Source organism: Streptomyces sp. NPDC005533, from assembly GCF_042871845.1.
In the GTDB taxonomy this organism is placed as follows: Bacteria; Actinomycetota; Actinomycetes; order Streptomycetales; family Streptomycetaceae; genus Streptomyces.
This window is the reverse complement of the sequence record NZ_JBIAJH010000016.1, coordinates 53472-71018: the sequence shown is the minus strand read 5'-3', so window position 1 is coordinate 71018 and position 17547 is coordinate 53472. Positions and strand designations below refer to the sequence as shown.

The 17547-nt window shown below is 70.4% G+C and carries 13 protein-coding genes; 7 read left to right on the top strand and 6 right to left on the bottom strand.

Annotated elements, in window-relative coordinates; all coding sequences use genetic code 11:
* Positions 1-55 precede the first annotated feature (55 nt).
* The 5 genes from ACFYP3_RS18295 (at position 56) to ACFYP3_RS18275 (ending at position 7232) form a co-directional block, all read left to right on the top strand.
* Positions 56-1171: a sugar ABC transporter substrate-binding protein gene (locus ACFYP3_RS18295; RefSeq protein WP_030713494.1), complete on the top strand. Its 1116-nt coding sequence runs from the start codon at positions 56-58 to the stop codon at positions 1169-1171.
* Between the two features lie 164 nt (positions 1172-1335).
* The gene (locus ACFYP3_RS18290; protein WP_030713496.1) at positions 1336-2124 is read left to right on the top strand and encodes an ATP-binding cassette domain-containing protein; all 789 of its coding nucleotides are present in this window, start codon (positions 1336-1338) and stop codon (positions 2122-2124) included.
* A gap of 26 nt (positions 2125-2150) precedes the next feature.
* Positions 2151-3437 (top strand): sugar ABC transporter permease, encoded by a 1287-nt coding sequence (locus ACFYP3_RS18285; RefSeq protein ID WP_388833404.1) that lies wholly within the window; start codon positions 2151-2153, stop codon positions 3435-3437.
* A gap of 261 nt (positions 3438-3698) precedes the next feature.
* A complete protein-coding gene (gene dxs, locus ACFYP3_RS18280; protein WP_388833182.1) occupies positions 3699-5615 on the top strand; it encodes a 1-deoxy-D-xylulose-5-phosphate synthase in 1917 nt (638 codons plus the stop codon).
* A 132-nt stretch (positions 5616-5747) separates the two neighbouring features.
* A complete protein-coding gene (locus ACFYP3_RS18275; RefSeq protein ID WP_388833179.1) occupies positions 5748-7232 on the top strand; it encodes an amino acid permease in 1485 nt (494 codons plus the stop codon).
* A 71-nt stretch (positions 7233-7303) separates the two neighbouring features.
* Here the strand turns inward: ACFYP3_RS18275 and ACFYP3_RS18270 are convergent, their stop codons facing one another.
* The 3 genes from ACFYP3_RS18270 to ACFYP3_RS18260 all read right to left on the bottom strand — a co-directional run bounded on the left by ACFYP3_RS18270 (position 7304) and on the right by ACFYP3_RS18260 (position 11788).
* Positions 7304-8344, bottom strand: a complete 1041-nt coding sequence (locus tag ACFYP3_RS18270; protein WP_388833176.1) for an LCP family protein — start codon at positions 8342-8344, stop codon at positions 7304-7306.
* Between the two features lie 91 nt (positions 8345-8435).
* Positions 8436-10565, bottom strand: coding sequence for a 3-hydroxyacyl-CoA dehydrogenase NAD-binding domain-containing protein (locus ACFYP3_RS18265; RefSeq protein WP_388833173.1), 2130 nt, complete (start codon positions 10563-10565; stop codon positions 8436-8438).
* The gene (locus ACFYP3_RS18260; RefSeq protein WP_030713513.1) at positions 10562-11788 is read right to left on the bottom strand and encodes an acetyl-CoA C-acyltransferase; all 1227 of its coding nucleotides are present in this window, start codon (positions 11786-11788) and stop codon (positions 10562-10564) included. Before ACFYP3_RS18260 ends, ACFYP3_RS18265 begins: the two co-directional genes overlap by 4 nt.
* Positions 11789-12109: 321 nt before the next feature.
* Between ACFYP3_RS18260 and ACFYP3_RS18255 the strand changes: the two genes are divergently transcribed.
* Positions 12110-13297 (top strand): alpha/beta fold hydrolase, encoded by a 1188-nt coding sequence (locus ACFYP3_RS18255; RefSeq protein ID WP_388833170.1) that lies wholly within the window; start codon positions 12110-12112, stop codon positions 13295-13297.
* Positions 13298-13350: 53 nt separating this feature from the next.
* Here the strand turns inward: ACFYP3_RS18255 and ACFYP3_RS18250 are convergent, their stop codons facing one another.
* The 3 genes from ACFYP3_RS18250 to ACFYP3_RS18240 form a co-directional block, all read right to left on the bottom strand.
* Complete coding sequence (locus tag ACFYP3_RS18250; RefSeq protein ID WP_388833167.1) at positions 13351-14634, bottom strand: HRDC domain-containing protein; 1284 nt, start codon at positions 14632-14634, stop codon at positions 13351-13353.
* A 150-nt stretch (positions 14635-14784) separates the two neighbouring features.
* Positions 14785-15447: a response regulator transcription factor gene (locus ACFYP3_RS18245; RefSeq protein ID WP_007267191.1), complete on the bottom strand. Its 663-nt coding sequence runs from the start codon at positions 15445-15447 to the stop codon at positions 14785-14787.
* 267 nt (positions 15448-15714) lie between these two features.
* Entirely contained in the window at positions 15715-16371 is a 657-nt protein-coding gene (locus ACFYP3_RS18240) for a DUF3000 domain-containing protein (protein WP_388833163.1), read from the bottom strand.
* Positions 16372-16462: 91 nt separating this feature from the next.
* Here ACFYP3_RS18240 and hemE point away from each other — a divergent pair, with 91 nt between their 5' ends.
* Complete coding sequence (gene hemE, locus ACFYP3_RS18235; RefSeq protein ID WP_388833160.1) at positions 16463-17527, top strand: uroporphyrinogen decarboxylase; 1065 nt, start codon at positions 16463-16465, stop codon at positions 17525-17527.
* The last annotated feature ends 20 nt before the right edge of the window (positions 17528-17547 follow it).

The following is a 17547-nucleotide window of genomic DNA, read 5'->3' as shown; positions in this document are numbered from 1 at the left end:
TGACTCACATCCACCTCGGCCGCAGTGCTGCGGCCTCGTCAGGGAGGTTCAAGTAATGAACACGCGTATGCGCAGAGCCGCCGTAGCTGTTGCCGCCGGTGCCATGGCCGTTTCGCTCGCCGCTTGTGGCAGTGCGAAGGAAGCCGGCGACACGACGAAGGAGTCCTCCGGCGCTGCCAAGGGCGACGCGATCACGGTCGGTCTGCTCCTGCCGGAGAACCAGACCGCGCGTTACGAGAAGTTCGACAAGCCGCTGATCGAGAAGAAGGTCGCCGAGCTCACCGGCGGCAAGGGCAAGGTCGTCTACGCCAACGCCAAGCAGGACGCGACCACGCAGAACTCCCAGGTCGACACGATGATCACCAACAAGGTGGACGTCCTGATCGTCGACGCGGTGGACTCGAAGGCCATCGCCGGCTCGGTCAAGAAGGCGAAGGACGCCGGCATCCCGGTCATCGCCTACGACCGTCTGGCCGAGGGCCCGATCGACGCGTACACCTCCTTCGACAACGAAGAGGTCGGCAAGGTCCAGGGCAAGGCGCTGCTGGAGGCGCTGGGCGACAAGGCCAAGGACGGCCAGATCGTCATGATGAACGGTTCGGTCACCGACCCGAACGCCAAGCTCTTCAAGTCCGGCGCGCACTCCGTCCTCGACGGCAAGGTGAACGTCGGCAAGGAGTACGACACCGTCGAGTGGAAGCCGGAGAACGCCAACACCAACATGGCGGCCGCGCTGTCCGCGCTCGGCAAGGACAAGGTCATCGGCGTCTACTCCGCCAACGACGGCATGGCGGGCGGCATCATCACCGCCCTCAAGGCCGCCGGCGTCTCCCCCCTGCCGCCGGTCACCGGCCAGGACGCCGAACTCGCCGGTGTGCAGCGCATCGTCGCTGGCGAGCAGTTCATGAGCGTCTACAAGCCGTACGCCCCCGAGGCCGAGGCCGCCGCGAAGATGGCCGTCGCCCTCGCCAAGGGCGAGAAGCTCGACGGAGTCACCACCTCCACCGTCGACAGCCCGACCACCAAGGGCGTCGCCTCCGTGTTGATCCCCGTCGTCTCGCTGACCAAGGCCAACATCAACGACACCGTCGTCAAGGACGGCGTCTACTCGGCCGCCGAGATCTGCACCGACAAGTACGCGGCGGCCTGCGCCGCGGCCGGCCTGAAGTAGCGGCCTCCGCCGCCTCCTCGCGAGGCGGCCCCCGTGCCTGACCGGCGCCCCGCCCACCTCATCCCCGCCACGCGGCGGGGCGCCGGGCAGAAACGATCCTCCCCCCCATTCGCCCCGCTCCTGCTCTTTTGCACGACATCCCCGCCGGTCAGGCGGCGAAGGAGATGGTTCATGTGTCCGCTGCGCCCGTGCTGGCGTTGCGAGGGGTCTCGAAGCGGTTCGGCGCCGTTCAGGCCCTGACCGACGTAGAACTCGAGATCCACTCCGGTGAAGTGGTCGCCCTCGTCGGCGACAACGGTGCCGGAAAGTCCACGCTGGTCAAGACGATCGCCGGCGTGCACCCCATCGATGAAGGTGTCATCGAGTGGGAGGGCCGGCCGGTCTCCATCGGCAAGCCCCATGACGCCCAGAACCTGGGCATCGCGACGGTCTACCAGGACCTGGCGCTGTGCGACAACATCGATGTCGTCGGCAACCTCTTCCTCGGCCGCGAGCTCAAGCGCTACGGCGTCCTCGACGAGGTGGAGATGGAGCGGCGCGCCCGCGAGCTCCTGACCACCCTGTCCATCCGGATCCCCAGCGTCCGTATCCCCATCGCCTCGCTCTCCGGCGGTCAGCGCCAGACCGTGGCGATCGCCCGCTCCATGCTGGGCGAGCCCCAGCTCGTCATCCTCGACGAGCCCACCGCCGCGCTCGGCGTCGAGCAGACCGCACAGGTGCTCGACCTGGTGGAGCGGCTGCGCGAGCGCGGCCACGCCGTCATCCTCATCAGCCACAACATGGCCGATGTGAAGGCCGTCGCCGACAAGGTGGCGGTCCTGCGGCTCGGCCGCAACAACGGTGTCTTCAACGTCGCCGACACCTCGCAGGAAGAGATCATCTCCGCCATCACCGGTGCCACGGACAACGCCGTGACCCGCCGGGCGGCCCGCACCTCGGAGGCCGGCAAGTGAGCACCCAGAACCCCGCCACCGATCCCCTGGGCAAGGGCCCCGCCGGTCAGGAGCACGTCGACCCGGTCAACCCGGCGGCGGCCCACGACGCGATCCCGGCCGTGGACCCCCGCCTCCTCGTCAGGGAGCAGGGCCTCGCCGGATACGTGGGCGAGTTCAAGCGCAAGATGAAGGCCGGCGACCTGGGTTCCCTGCCGGTGGTCATCGGCCTGATCGTCATCTGGTCCATCTTCCAGGGGCTGAACTCGAACTTCCTCTCCCCGGAGAACCTCACCAACATCGCGATCACCATGACCGGCACCGGCATGATCGCCATCGGCATCATCTTCGTGCTGCTGCTCGGCGAGATCGACCTCTCGGTCGGCTCGGTCAGCGGTGTCTCGGGCGCGGTCGTCGCCGTCCTCGCCGTCACCCACGGCGTGAACGAATGGCTGGCGATCCTGGCGGCCGTGGCGGGCGGCGCCGTGATCGGCTCGATCCACGGCTTCTTCTTCGCCAGGATCGGCGCCCCGGCCTTCGCCGTCACCCTGTCGGGCCTGCTCTTCTGGCTCGGCGCGATGCTGCAGATCCTCGGCAGCAACGGCACGATCAACATCGACTCCGACGGCGTGGTCGGCCAGCTGACCACGTACTTCTTCTCGGACGTGGCCGTCGCTTACGGGCTGGCCGCGCTCGCGGTGGTCGGCTACTTCCTCGCGGCCTTCTTCGACGCGAAGCGCCGTGACGCCGCCGGGATGCCCTCCCGGCCGCTCGCCGAGATCCTGCTGCGCACCGGCCTGCTCGCGCTGTGCACCTTCGGTCCCGCCGTGCTGTTCAACCAGTACAAGGGCCTGCCGCTCGCGGTGGTGCTGTTCCTGCTGGCGCTGGTCGTCACGGACTTCCTGCTGCGCCGCACGACGTTCGGGCGAAACGTTTTCGCACTGGGCGGCAGCGTCGAGGCCTCCCGCCGTGCGGGCATCAACGTCACCCGGATCCGGATCACGGTCTTCGCGATCTCCGGCACCTTCGCCGCCATCGGCGGTCTGTTCTGGGCCTCCAAGATCGCGGCGGCCAACCAGAGCGCCGGCGCCGGCGACCTGCTGATGAACGTCATCGCGGCGGCCGTCATCGGTGGCACCAGCCTCTTCGGCGGCCGGGGCCGGACCTGGAACGCCCTCCTCGGCGTCATGGTCATCGTCTCGATCCAGTACGGTCTGGCACTGGAAGGCATCGCGACGCCGATCCAGTACATGATCACCGGTGCGGTGCTGCTGACCACCGTGGTGATCGACTCGGTCTCCCGCAAGACCCAGAAGACGGCCGGACGCGCCTGACGGCCCGTCCGACTGCGCGCCGGAGCGGCATCCGGCGGTAAGACCGGTCACAGTGCCCGGCGCCACTCACGTGGCGCCGGGCATCCGTGCGTACAAGTGCGGGTACTCCTGTGCGGGTATACGCCCGTATGTGAGGTGTGGCCGCGTGGTGGTGCGTACATGTATGACAAAGGTGTGACTCCGCCGCGACGGCCCGATGACCGCGCCGCGCGGCGGAACATTAGACTCGACAGACCAGCAAGCAACTGCAAGGAGGCACGGGTGCTGCTGACCCGCATCAAGGGACCGCGCGATCTGGACCGGCTCAGCCAGGAGGAGCTCGACCAGCTCGCCGCCGAGATCAGGTCCTTCCTCGTCGACGCCGTCTCCAAGACCGGCGGGCACCTCGGCCCCAACCTCGGCGTGGTCGAACTGACGATCGCCCTGCACCGGGTCTTCGAATCGCCCAAGGACAAGGTCCTCTTCGACACCGGCCACCAGGCCTACGTCCACAAGCTCCTCACGGGCCGCCAGGACTTCGGCAACCTGCGCTCCAAGGGCGGCCTGTCCGGCTACCCCTCGCGCGCCGAGTCCGACCACGACGTGATCGAGAACTCGCACGCCTCCACCGTGCTGGGCTGGGCCGACGGCCTCGCCAAGGCCAACGAGGTGCTCGGCCGCGAGGACCACCACGTCGCCGCCGTCATCGGCGACGGCGCGCTGACCGGCGGCATGGCCTGGGAGGCGCTGAACAACATCGCCGCCGCCAAGGACCGCCCGCTCGTCATCGTCGTCAACGACAACGAGCGCTCGTACGGCCCCACCATCGGCGGCCTCGCGAACCACCTGGCCACCCTGCGCACCACGGACGGCTACGAGCGCTTCCTGGCCCGCGGCAAGGAGATCCTGGAGCGCACCCCGGTCGTCGGGAAGCCGCTGTTCGAGACCCTGCACGGTGCCAAGAAGGGCCTCAAGGACTTCATCGCCCCGCAGGGCATGTTCGAGGACCTGGGCCTGAAGTACATCGGCCCCATCGACGGCCACGACATCGAGGCCCTGGAGTCCGCCCTGCAGCGCGCCAAGCGCTTCAGCGGCCCGGTCATCGTGCACTGCCTCACCCAGAAGGGCCGGGGCTACGAGCCGGCCGTCCAGGACGAGGCGGACCGGTTCCACGCCGTCGGCGTGATCCACCCGGACACCGGCCTGCCGGTCAGCACCGACGCCGCCAGCTGGACCTCCGTCTTCGCCGACGAGATGGTCAAGCTCGGCAAGGAGCGGGCGGACATCGTCGCGATCACTGCGGCCATGCTCCAGCCGGTCGGCCTGAAGAAGTTCGCGGACGCCTATCCCGACCGGATCTTCGACGTCGGCATCGCCGAGCAGCACGGCGCCACCTCGGCGGCGGGCCTGGCGACCGGCGGCGCCCACCCGGTCTTCGCCGTGTACGCCACCTTCCTCAACCGCGCCTTCGACCAGGTCCTGATGGACGTCGCCCTGCACAAGTGCGGGGTCACCTTCGTCCTGGACCGCGCCGGTGTCACCGGCACCGACGGCGCTTCCCACAACGGCATGTGGGACATGTCGATCATGCAGGTCGTGCCCGGTCTGCGCCTCGCCGCCCCGCGTGACGCCGAGCAGCTGCGCGCCCAGCTGCGCGAGGCCGTCGAGGTCAAGGACGCGCCGACCGTCGTGCGCTACTCCAAGGGCGTCGTCGGCCCGGCCGTCCCGGCCGTCGGCAAGGTCGGCGGCATGGACGTGCTGCGCGCTCCCGGCGCCGACGTCACCCGACCGGACGTACTGCTCGTCTCGGTCGGCGCGCTCGCCCCGATGTGCCTGGAGATCGCCGACCTGCTCGACAAGCAGGGCATCACCTCGACCGTGGTCGACCCGCGTTGGGTCAAGCCCGTGGACGAGGCCCTGGCCCCGCTGGCCGACGGCCACCGCGTGGTCGTGACCGTCGAGGACAACGGCCGTACCGGCGGTGTGGGCTCCGCCGTCTCGCAGGCCCTGCGGGACGCGGGCGTCGACGTACCGCTGCGCGACTTCGGCATCCCGCAGCGCTTCCTCGACCACGCCTCCCGCAAGGAGGTCATGGCCGAGATCGGGCTGACCGCCCCGGACATCGCACGGCAGGTCACGGGCCTGGTGGCGAAGCTGGACGGGCGCTACGACAGCGAGCCGGCCGCCGCCGTCGACTAGGTCGGGTACCGGCCACTAGATCGCCGCGCGGTTGCACGTCACGGGCCGGGAGATCACCCTTGAAGGGGTGGGCCTCCCGGCCCGTTCGCGTGCGTCGACACCTGTTTCGGAGGTGCGTCGGTGAGTAGGGATATGAACAGCCCCTTCCGCACCAAGACGGTGGAGCAGTCCATCCGCGACACGGAGGAGCCGGAACACGCGCTCCGGAAGTCGCTCTCCGCCTGGGACCTGACGGTCTTCGGTGTCGGTGTCATCATCGGCACCGGCATCTTCGTCCTCACGGGCATCGCGGCCCGCAACAACGCCGGACCCGCCACCGCCCTCGCCTTCGTGGCGGCGGGCATCGTCTGCGCGCTCGCGGCGCTCTGCTACGCCGAGTTCGCGTCCACCGTGCCGGTGGCCGGATCCGCGTACACCTTCTCGTACGCCTCGATCGGTGAGTTGCCCGCCTGGATCATCGGCTGGGACCTGGTGCTGGAGTTCGCCCTCGGCACCGCCGTCGTCGCGGTCGGCTGGTCCGGGTACGTGCGCCACCTGATGCACACCAACCTGGGCTGGGACCTGCCCAGGGCGCTGGAGGGGCCGGACGCCGGAGGCAGCTTCGACCTGCTGGCCTTCCTGCTGATCCTGGTGCTGACGGCGATCCTGGTCGTGGGCACGAAGCTCTCCGCGCGGATCACCGCGGTCGTGGTCGCCATCAAGGTCTTCGTGGTCCTGCTGGTCATCATCGCCGGCCTGTTCTTCATCAAGGCCGACAACTACTCGCCGTTCATCCCCCCGGCCCAGCCGCAGGAGGCGGGCGGCGGCTGGCACGCGCCACTGGTCCAGGTGCTCTTCGGCTACGCGCCCACCAACTTCGGCGTCATGGGCATCTTCACGGCGGCCTCCCTCATCTTCTTCGCCTTCATCGGCTTCGACGTCGTGGCCACCGCCGCCGAGGAGACCAGGAACCCCCAGCGGGACATGCCGCGCGGCATCCTCGGCTCGCTGCTGATCTGCACGGTGCTCTACGTCGCCGTGACGCTGGTGGTCACCGGCATGCAGAAGTACTCGGAGATGTCACCGACGGCGCCCCTGGCCGAAGCCTTCAAGTCGGTGAACCAGCCCTTCTTCTCCGGTGCCATCAGTCTCGGCGCGGCCGTCGGCCTGATCACCGTCAGCATGATCCTGCTGCTCGGCCAGACCCGCGTGTTCTTCGCGATGAGCCGTGACGGGCTGCTGCCGCGCGTCTTCTCCGTCACCCACCCCAAGTACCGCACCCCTTACCGGGCCACTCTCCTGCTCGGCGGGGTCATCGCCGTCGTCGCCGGCTTCACCAGCCTGGAGAAGCTCGCGGAACTGGTGAACATCGGCACCCTGTTCGCCTTCGTGCTCGTCGCCCTCGGCGTGATCATCCTGCGCAAGACCCGCCCCGACCTGCACCGGGCGTTCCGCTGCCCGTGGGTACCGGTGATCCCGATCCTGTCGATCGCGGCCTCGTTCTGGCTGATGCTCAACCTGCCGGTCGAGACCTGGGCCCGCTTCGGCATCTGGATGGCGATCGGCATCGTCGTCTACTTCGCCTACGGACGCTCCCACAGCCGCCTCGGCCAGGTCGGCGCCGAGGCGAAGTTCTAGCGCAGCGGGAGAAAACGACGGAGCCGGCCGTACGGTCACCCGTACGGCCGGCTCGGTGTGCGCGGGCCCCGTCAGCCCTTGGCGGGGGAGTTCTTCGCGGAGGCCGGCACCTTCTCGTCCTTGCGCAGGGCGTCCCACAGCTGGGTGGCCTGCGGCTCGGCCACGACCACGCGGTTCGGGTCCACCTTGTCGTAGGCGACCGGCAGCATGATGGTCTCCATCGTGTCCGGGTTCACGCCCTTCATGCTCTGCGCGAAGTCGGACAGTGCGGTGAGGGAGGCGAGATCGGAGTCGGTGGTCAGCGACTTGGTCCCGGCGTCCGCGAGCTTGTACAGCCGGGCCGGGTTGCCGAGGGCGTCCTGCTTCTTGATCTCCGACAGCATCGCCAGCATGAACTGCTGCTGCAGGCCTATGCGCCCGAGGTCGCTGCCGTCGCCGTAGCCGTAGCGGGTCCGGACGAACTTGAGCGAGTCGGTGCCGTTCAGCCGGTGCGTGCCCGCGTCCAGCTTGAGGCCGCCCTTGGCGCCGCTCATCGGCTTGTCCAGGGTGACGGTGACCCCGCCCAGCGCGTCCACCAGGCCCTTGAACCCGGCGAAGTCCACCTCGACGAAGTGGTCCACGCGCACCCCGGACAGCTGCTCCACGGTGTTGACCACACAGGCCGGACCGGCGAGCGAGTAGACGGAGTTGAACATGACCCGCTTCGCGGACGGCACGGTCTTGCCGTCGCGGTCCTTGCACTCGGGCCGGGTGATGAGGGTGTCGCGGGGGATGCTCACCGCGGTCGCCTTGGCCCGGCCCTCGGGTATGTGCACCAGCATCGCGGTGTCCGAGCGGGCGCCGCTGACGTCGCCGTGGTCGAGGTCGCCGTTGGCACCGGCGCGCGAATCGGAGCCGAGCACCAGGATGTTCTGCGCGTTCGCGACCACCTTCGGGGGGCGGTTGTCCCCGATCGCCTGATCCAGGTCGACGCTGTCGATGTTGCCGTTGAGATGGCTGTACGTCCACCAGCCGGCCCCGGCCGCGCCCAGGATCAGCACGGCGACCAGCAGCAGGGTGATCCGCAGAATGCGGCGTCGGCGGCGCCTGGGCCGCGCGTGCGTTTCCGTCATGGGGGTGAATCTTAGACAGATATTCGAACGGCCGAAGCCCGCCCCCCGGAGGGGGCGGGCCGGGCCGTGGAACGGCCGTCCGCGACCCGGACTAGGCCGGGACGCTCGCCAGGCCGGGGGCGAGGAACTTCTTGCCGTTCACGCGCTCCGAGACGCCTTCGCGGTCCAGGTACGGCGTGATGCCGCCCAGGTGGAAGGGCCAGCCGGCGCCCGTGATGAGGCAGAGGTCGATGTCCTGGGCCTCGGCCACGACACCCTCCTCCAGCATCAGGCCGATCTCCTGCGCCACCGCGTCCAGGACGCGGTCGCGGACCTGCTCCTCGGTCAGGACGGAGTCGCCCTGCACCAGGAGGGCGGCGACCTCGGGGTCCAGCTCCGGCTTGCCGGAATCGTAGACGTAGAAGCCGCGCTTGCCGGCCTTGACGACCGCAGCGAGGTTCGGGGAGACGGTGAAGCGCTCCGGGAAGGCGCGGTTCAGGGTCTCGGAGACGTGCAGACCGATCGCCGGCCCGACCAGCTCCAGCAGCACCAGCGGGGACATCGGCAGGCCGAGCGGCTCGATGGCCTTCTCCGCCGTGACGACCGGGGTGCCCTCGTCGATGACGTTCTGGATCTCGCCCATGAAGCGGGTCAGGATGCGGTTCACGACGAACGCCGGGGCGTCCTTGGTGAGGACCGCGGTCTTCTTCAGCTTCTTGGCGACACCGAAGGCCGTGGCCAGCGAGGCGTCGTCGGTCTGCTCACCGCGGACGATCTCCAGCAGCGGGAGGATCGCGACCGGGTTGAAGAAGTGGAAGCCGACCACGCGCTCCGGGTGCTGAAGCTTCGAGGCCATCTCCGACACCGACAGCGAGGAGGTGTTGGTGGCGAGGATCGCGTGCGCCGGGGCGACCGCCTCGACCTCCGCGAACACCTTCTGCTTGACGGACATCTCCTCGAACACGGCCTCGATGATGAAGTCCGCGTCCGCGAAGCCCTCGGCCTTGTCGAGCACACCGGTCACCAGGGCGGTCAGGCGGTTGGCCTTGTCCTGGTTGATGCGGCCCTTGCCGAGCAGCTTCTGGATCTCGGCGTGGACGTAGCCCACGCCCTTGTCCACGCGCTCCTGGTCGATGTCGGTGAGGACCACCGGCACCTCCAGGCGGCGCAGGAAGAGCAGCGCCAGCTGCGAGGCCATCAGGCCCGCGCCGACGACGCCGACCTTGGTGACCGGACGGGCCAGGGACTTGTCCGGGGCACCGGCCGGGCGCTTGGCGCGCTTCTGGACCAGGTTGAAGGCGTAGATGCCCGAGCGCAGCTCGCCGCCCATGATGAGGTCGGCCAGGGCCGAGTCCTCGGCGTCGAAGCCGGCCTGGAGGTCGCCGTCCTTGGCCGCGGCGATGATGTCCAGCGCGCGGTAGGCGGCCGGAGCGGCGCCGTGCACCTTGGAGTCCGCGATGAAGCGGCCCTTGGCGACGGCCGCGTCCCAGGCCTCGCCGCGGTCGACCTCGGCGCGGACGACCTCGGTGGTGCCGTTCAGGACGTTCGCGGTCCACAGGAGCGACTGCTCCAGGAAGTCCGCGCCCTCGAACAGCGCGTCGGCGATGCCCAGGTCGAAGACCTGCTTGCCGCGCAGCTGCTTGTTCTGGTTGAGCGAGTTCTCGATGATGACCGAGACCGCGCGCTCCGCGCCGATCAGGTTCGGCAGCAGGGCGCAGCCGCCCCAGCCGGGAACCAGGCCGAGGAAGACCTCGGGCAGCGAGAAGGCCGGGATGGCCTTCGAGACGGTGCGGTAGGTGCAGTGCAGGCCGACCTCGACGCCGCCGCCCATCGCCGCGCCGTTGTAGTAGGCGAAGGTGGGGACCGCGAGCGCGGACAGGCGCTTGAAGACGTCGTGGCCGCCCTTGCCGATGGCGAGCGCCTCGTCGTGGTTCTTCAGCAGCTCGACACCCTTGAGGTCGGCGCCGACCGCGAAGATGAACGGCTTGCCGGTGATGCCCGCGCCGACGATGGAGCCCGCGATGGCCTCCTGCTCGACCTGGTCGATCGCCGCGTTCAGGTTGGCGAGGGACTGCGGGCCGAAGGTGGTCGGCTTGGTGTGGTCGAAACCGTTGTCCAGCGTGATGAGCGCGAAGCGCCCGGCGCCGAACGGCAGGTCCAGGTGGCGGACGTGCGCGGAGGTGACGACCTCGTCGGGGAACAGCTCGGCCGCACCCTTCAGGAGCTCGGCGGTGGTGCTCACTTGGCGTCTCCCTCGGCGGTGAAGTGCGGGTTCTCCCAGATGACCGTGGCGCCCATGCCGAAGCCGACGCACATGGTGGTCAGGCCGTAGCGGACGTGCGGCTGCTCCTCGAACTGACGGGCCAGCTGCGTCATCAGGCGCACGCCCGAGGAGGCGAGCGGGTGACCGAAGGCGATGGCGCCGCCGTACTGGTTGACGCGGGCGTCGTCGTCGGCGATGCCGTAGTGCTCCAGGAAGGCGAGCACCTGCACGGCGAACGCCTCGTTGATCTCGAACAGGCCTATGTCCTCGATGGACAGGCCGGCCTGGGCGAGGGCCTTCTCGGTGGCCGGGATCGGGCCGTAGCCCATGACCTCCGGCTCGACACCGGCGAAGGAGTACGAGACGAGGCGCATCTTGACCGGGAGGTTGTTCTCCCGGGCGAAGTCCTCGGACGCGATGATCGCGGCGGTGGCACCGTCGTTGAGACCGGCGGCGTTGCCCGCGGTGACCCGGCCGTGCGTACGGAACGGGGTCTTCAGGCCGGCCAGGTTCTCCAGCGTGGTGCCCGGGCGCATCGGCTCGTCGGTGGTGACCAGGCCCCAGCCCGTCTCACCGGCCGCCTCGTTGGTGTTGCGCACCGAGATCGGGACCAGGTCCTGCTGGATCTTGCCGTCGGCGTACGCCTTGGCGGCTTTCTCCTGCGAGCGCACGGCGTACTCGTCGGCGCGGAGCTTGGTGATCGTCGGGTACCGGTCGTGCAGGTTCTCGGCGGTCATGCCCATGAAGAGGGCGGACTCGTCGACCAGCTTCTCGGAGACGAAGCGCGGGTTCGGGTCCACGCCCTCGCCCATGGGGTGGCGGCCCATGTGCTCGACACCGCCGGCGAGGGCGACGTCGTACGCACCGAAGGCCACACCGCCCGCGACGGCGGTCACGGCGGTCAGCGCGCCGGCGCACATGCGGTCGATGGAGTAGCCCGGGACGGACTGCGGGAGGCCCGCGAGGATGCCGGCCGTACGGCCCAGCGTGAGGCCCTGGTCGCCGATCTGGGTGGTCGCGGCGATGGCGACCTCGTCGATCTTCTTGGGGTCCAGGTCCGGGTTGCGGCGCAGCAGCTCCCGGATCGCCTTCACGACGAGGTCGTCGGCGCGGGTCTCGTGGTAGATGCCCTTCGGGCCCGCCTTGCCGAACGGGGTGCGGACGCCGTCGACGAAGACGACGTCCCTGACGGTACGAGGCACGTTGGCTCTCCTCCAGGTGCGGGTGTGCACTGCTGCGCGGGGGCGGCCCATCACTGAGCGCCCGCTCACCCGGTCATGCTACTTGTCGGTAACCGACGTGCACACCCCCTCCCCGAACAGCGGCGAAGGTCACACTCCGCACCCCGCGCGCGCCCCCTCCTCGCGCCCGTCCGATCGGAGCGCCCCGGGCTACCCGAACGGGTCGGACACCGGCCCGCATGGTCGCGTCGACGGCTCCGGGAGCCCCAGCTTCCGGATCCTGGCCCGGTCTCGGCGTCCCGGCAACCCGACCGGACCGAGCGGACCGAAAGGGGCCCCGCCATGCCCGCCGCGCCCGTCATCACCACCGACCACCCCGTACCCCACGTCTCCCAGCTCCCCGTCAACAAGGGGGAGACCATCAACCTCTTCGTGCGCGAGCGCGACGGCACGCAGAACCCCGCGGAACGCACCGCGGTGCTGATGCTGCACGGCCGCAGCATCCCGGTGCTGCCGGGCGCCGACCTCGGCACGGGCAAGTACAACTGGATGATGTTCCTGGCCGACGCGGGCTACGACGTCTTCGCCATGGACCTCCAGGGCCACGGCCGCTCGTACCGTCCCCCGGTGATGGACGACCCCCGCAACGCCAACCCCAAGCACCAGGGCATCGTCCACAACGGCCACCCGCTGCCGGGCCCGGGGCCGGACCCGGTGCAGGACCCCCGGCAGCTCGGAGACTCCCGCAGCGACGTGTCCGAGGTGCACACCGTCGTGGAGTTCATCAAGAAGCGGCACAACCTGAAGAAGGTCACCCTCATGGGCTGGTCCGCCGCGGCCCAGGCGTTCGGCCCCTACGCCATTCGGTACCCGGAGAACGTGTCGAGCCTGTTCCTCCTGGCACCGGTCTTCCCGCCGGACGGCCCGGCCGCCCTGAGCGGGACCGACTGGGACCCGCCTGTCGAGCTGCCCCGGTCCACTCCCGCAGAGACGTGGGGCTTCCCGATGAACCTCCTCAGCCGGAAGGGCTTCGGGGACGCCTGGGCCAAGGAGCTGGGCTGTCCCGGCCAGCGCGACGACGACATCGAGGACAAGGTGTGGGCCGCGATCATGGAAAGCGACACGCTGGGCCGCACCTGGGGTCCGCCGACCGCCTCCGGGGCGCCGCAGGGGGTGCTCCGCTACCGCAACCCCTTCTGGTGGGGCTGGAACAAGACCGGTGCCAAGCTCCACGGAGTGCTCGGTGACAAGGTGCCCGTGCTCATCGCGTACGGAGAGCGTGACCAGACGGTCCAGAGTCCGGCGGGGACCGTGCCCTTCCTCTCCGTCACCGAGCTCTACAAAACCATTCCCGGCGCGAAGAAGCTGATGTTCAAGGTGGCCTGCGCCGGTCACCAGATCCCGTGGGAGCGGGCGTCCAAGCACGTGCACCACCTGTCCCGCGAATGGCTCAAGCACACCGCGATCGAAGGGCACACCCAGGGCAGCTTCCTTATGGACAAGGAGGGCAACATCACCCCCGCGCCGTGAACGCGCGCAGGCCCCCGGCGGGGAGCCGGGGGCCTGCGCGCGGAGGAGCGGGGTCAGGCGGTCGCGGCCAGGGCCGTGACCAGGGCCGGGGTGACCTGCTCGATCTGCCACGGGCGGGCGCCGTAGCCCGCCAGGGCCACGGCCACCGTGTCCGCGTCGACGCGCTGCGGCGGCTCCCAGCACAGCCGGCGGACCGTGTCCGGGGTGATCAGGTTCTCCTGGGGCAGGTTGAGGGCCTCCGCCAGCGCGGACACGGCGGTACGGGCCGCCGACAGCCGGGCCGCGGCCGCCGGGTCCTTGTCCACCCAGGAACGCGGCGGCGGCGGACCGGCCGGAGTCGCCCCCGGCTGCGGCAGCTCGTTCTCGGGCAGGGCCTTCGCCCGGTCCACGGCGGCCATCCACTGGTCCAGCTGGCGCCGGCCCATCCGCTGCCCGTAGCCGGGCAGGGCGGACAGGGTGTGCACGTTCGCGGGCAGGGCCAGCGCAGCCTCGACGATCGCGGCGTCGCCCAGCACCTTGCCGGGCGACACGTCGCGCCGCTGCGCGATCCGGTCCCGGGACTCCCACAGCTCCCGTACGACCGCCATCTGACGGCGCCGGCGCACCTTGTGCATGCCGGACGTACGGCGCCAGGGGTCCTTGCGGGGCGGCGCGGGCGGGGCGGAGGCGATGGCGTCGAACTCCTGGTGGGCCCACTCCAGCTTGCCCTGCCGGTCCAGCTCCTTCTCCAGCGCGTCCCGCAGGTCCACCAGCAGCTCCACGTCCAGAGCGGCGTAGCGCAGCCACGGCTCGGGAAGCGGGCGGGTGGACCAGTCGACGGCGGAGTGGCCCTTCTCCAGCGCGTAGCCGAGCACGCTCTCGACCATCGCGCCGAGTCCGACCCGGGGGAAGCCGGCCAGGCGGCCGGCCAGCTCGGTGTCGAAGAGGGAGGTGGGCACCATGCCTATTTCGCGCAGGCAGGGCAGGTCCTGGGTGGCGGCGTGCAGGATCCACTCGGTGCCGGACAGGGCCTCGCCCAGCGCGGACAGGTCGGGGCAGCCCACCGGGTCGATCAGCGCGGACCCCGCACCCTCGCGGCGCAGCTGCACCAGGTAGGCGCGCTGGCCGTAGCGGTATCCGGAGGCTCGCTCGGCGTCGACGGCGACGGGGCCGGTGCCCGCGGCGAAAGCCGCGACCACTTCGGCCAGGGCGTCCGCGTCGGCGACCACCGGCGGGATGCCCTCACGGGGCTCCAGCAACGGGATCGGCAGCCCACCGGGCGGAACAACGACGTCGTCCGGGGGGCCGCCCCCGGTGGTGGTGCGCAGGTCTGCTGCGGTCTCTTGGGCGTCGGTCACCGGTCAAGGGTATCCGTGTATACGACGCGCCCGTCGCCGGAACGTTCCGGCGACGGGCGCGAGCAGTACGCGGGGAGTTTTCCGGGGGTATCCCGGGAGGTTCCCCCGGACCGGGTCCGGGGGACGGTATCCGGGAGCTCCGCCCCGTGCTCAGTGGATGATCCCGGTGCGCAGCGCGACGGCGACCATTCCGGCGCGGTCACCGGTGCCCAGCTTGCGGGCGATCCGGGCGAGGTGGGACTTGACGGTCAGGGCGGACAGGCCCATCGAGACGCCGATGGCCTTGTTGGACTGGCCTTCCGCGACGAGGCGCAGGACCTCGACCTCGCGGCCGGACAGCTCGCGGTAGCCGCCCGGGTGGCTCGGGGCACCCGGGGGGCGGCGGTGCATACGGGCGGCCGCGGCGCCGATGGGGGCGGCGCCGGGGCGGGTGGGGAGCCCGATGTTGGTCCGCGTACCGGTGACGACGTAGCCCTTGACTCCGCCCGCGAGGGCGTTGCGCACGGCGCCGATGTCGTCGGCGGCCGACAGGGCCAGACCGTTGGGCCAGCCGGCGGCGCGGGTCTCGGAGAGCAGGGTGAGACCGGAACCGTCGGGCAGGTGCACGTCGGCCACGCAGATGTCGCGCGGGCTGCCGACGCGGGGGCGGGCCTCCGCGATGGACGACGCCTCGATCACGTCACGGACTCCGAGGGCCCACAGATGGCGGGTCACGGTGGAGCGGACGCGCGGGTCGGCCACGACGACCATGGCCGTCGGCTTGTTCGGGCGGTAGGCGACCAGGCTTGCGGGCTGCTCGAGAAGAACGGACACCTAGGCCTCCTGGGGGAGTGGCGGGACGGCCGGCTCGGGGAAGGAAGCCGGTGCGAACCGTACGGATGGTCACTGACTCCTTCGGCACGTCACCCGCCCGGCTTTAGGGAATGATCACGATTTGGTGAGTAACAATTCGGGCAATTCGGACGCACGATCGATCATCGGGTGATCAGAAGCCCGCATCGGACGCCGCCTTCCGACACTCCGTCGCGGGATCGGCGACCGTCCGCGGACGGCCCTCGGGGCGGCCGTACGGCCCAGCGGCTACGGGTGGTGCGGACCGCGCCGCTGTGGCAGGGAGACGACCCCCGTGGCGGTGTCCGTCGGACCCACCGGCGGCAGCCCTGCGATCTGGCACAGCAGCTCGCACCACGCCGCCAGGTGCGCCGAGGTGTCCGGCACCCCGCCCACCCCCTCGCGGGGCGTCCACGAGGCTCTGATCTCGATCTGCGTGGCCGGGCGCCGCTCCGCGAGCCCGCCGAAGTAGTGCGAGCCCGCCATGGTCACGGTCCCGCTCGCCTCCCCGTACGTCAGCCCGCGCGCGTCCAGCGCGCCCGTCAGCCAGGACCAGCACACCTCGGGGAGGAGCGGGTCCGCGGCCATCTCGGGCTCCAGCTCCGCCCGTACGAGCGTCACCAGCCGGAAGGTCCCGTGCCAGGCGTCGTGCCCGGCCGGATCGTGGAGCAGGATCAGCCGGCCGTCGGCGAGGTCGTCCTCACCGTCGACCACCGCGGCCTCCAGCGCGTAGGCGTGCGGGGCCAGTCTCTGGGGCGGTTTCGTCGGGTCGATCTCGATGCCCGGGCGCAGCCGCGTCTTCTTCAAGCCGTCGACCGCCCGGCGGAACGGGAGCGGGACGGAGCTCTCCTTCGCGCTGTCCACACCGTCAGCGCCATCTGAAAATCGTCCCTGAGCCGCAGCCATGCGGGGAAGACTAGGCGGTATGTGCGGCCGTACGGCGCAGGGACACCCGCGCCGGGTCGGGCACTTCTTCATACGTGCGAAGATTTGGGTCGTGAGTGCCAACGAACGCCCGACGGGCCAGCCGAGTCAGACGTACGATTCCGCCTTCCTGAAGGCGTGCCGACGCGAGCCGGTGCCGCACACCCCGGTGTGGTTCATGCGGCAGGCCGGGCGCTCCCTCCCGGAGTACCGCAAGGTGCGCGAGGGCACGGCCATGCTGGAGTCCTGCATGCGCCCCGACCTGGTCACCGAGATCACCCTGCAGCCGGTGCGCCGCCACGACGTCGACGCGGCGATCTTCTTCTCCGACATCGTGGTCCCGCTGAAGGCCATCGGCGTCGACCTGGACATCAAGCCGGGCGTCGGCCCGGTCGTCGCCCAGCCGATCCGCCGGCGCGAGGACCTCGCACAGCTGCGCGACCTCACCCCCGAGGACGTCTCGTACGTCACCGAGGCGATCGGCATGCTCACGAGTGAACTGGGCGCCACGCCGTTGATCGGTTTCGCGGGCGCGCCTTTCACCCTCGCGAGCTACCTCGTCGAGGGCGGCCCCTCGAAGAACCACGAGCACACCAAGGCCCTCATGTACGGGGACCCGGAGCTGTGGGCCGACCTGCTGGACCGGCTCGCGGAGATCACCTCCGCCTTCCTGAAGGTCCAGATCGAGGCCGGCGCCTCCGCCGTCCAGCTCTTCGACTCCTGGGTCGGCGCGCTCGCCCCGGCGGACTACCGCCGCTCGGTGATGCCCGCCTCGGCGAAGGTCCTGCAGTCCGTCGCCTCGTACGGGGTCCCGCGGATCCACTTCGGCGTGGGCACGGGCGAGCTCCTCGGCCTCATGGGCGAGGCCGGCGCCGACGTCATGGGCGTCGACTACCGGGTCGCGCTGGACGAGGCCGCCCGCCGGGTGGGCCCCGGCAAGGCGCTCCAGGGCAACCTTGACCCGGCGGTGCTCTTCTCCACCCCGGAGGCCGTCGAGACCAAGGCGGACGAGGTCCTCGCGGCCGCGGCCGGCCTGGAGGGCCACGTCTTCAACCTGGGCCACGGCGTCCTCCCGACGACCGACCCGGACGCGCTGACCCGTCTGGTGGACTACGTCCACACCAAGACGGCCCGCTGAGCGCACACCGCACCCCGACC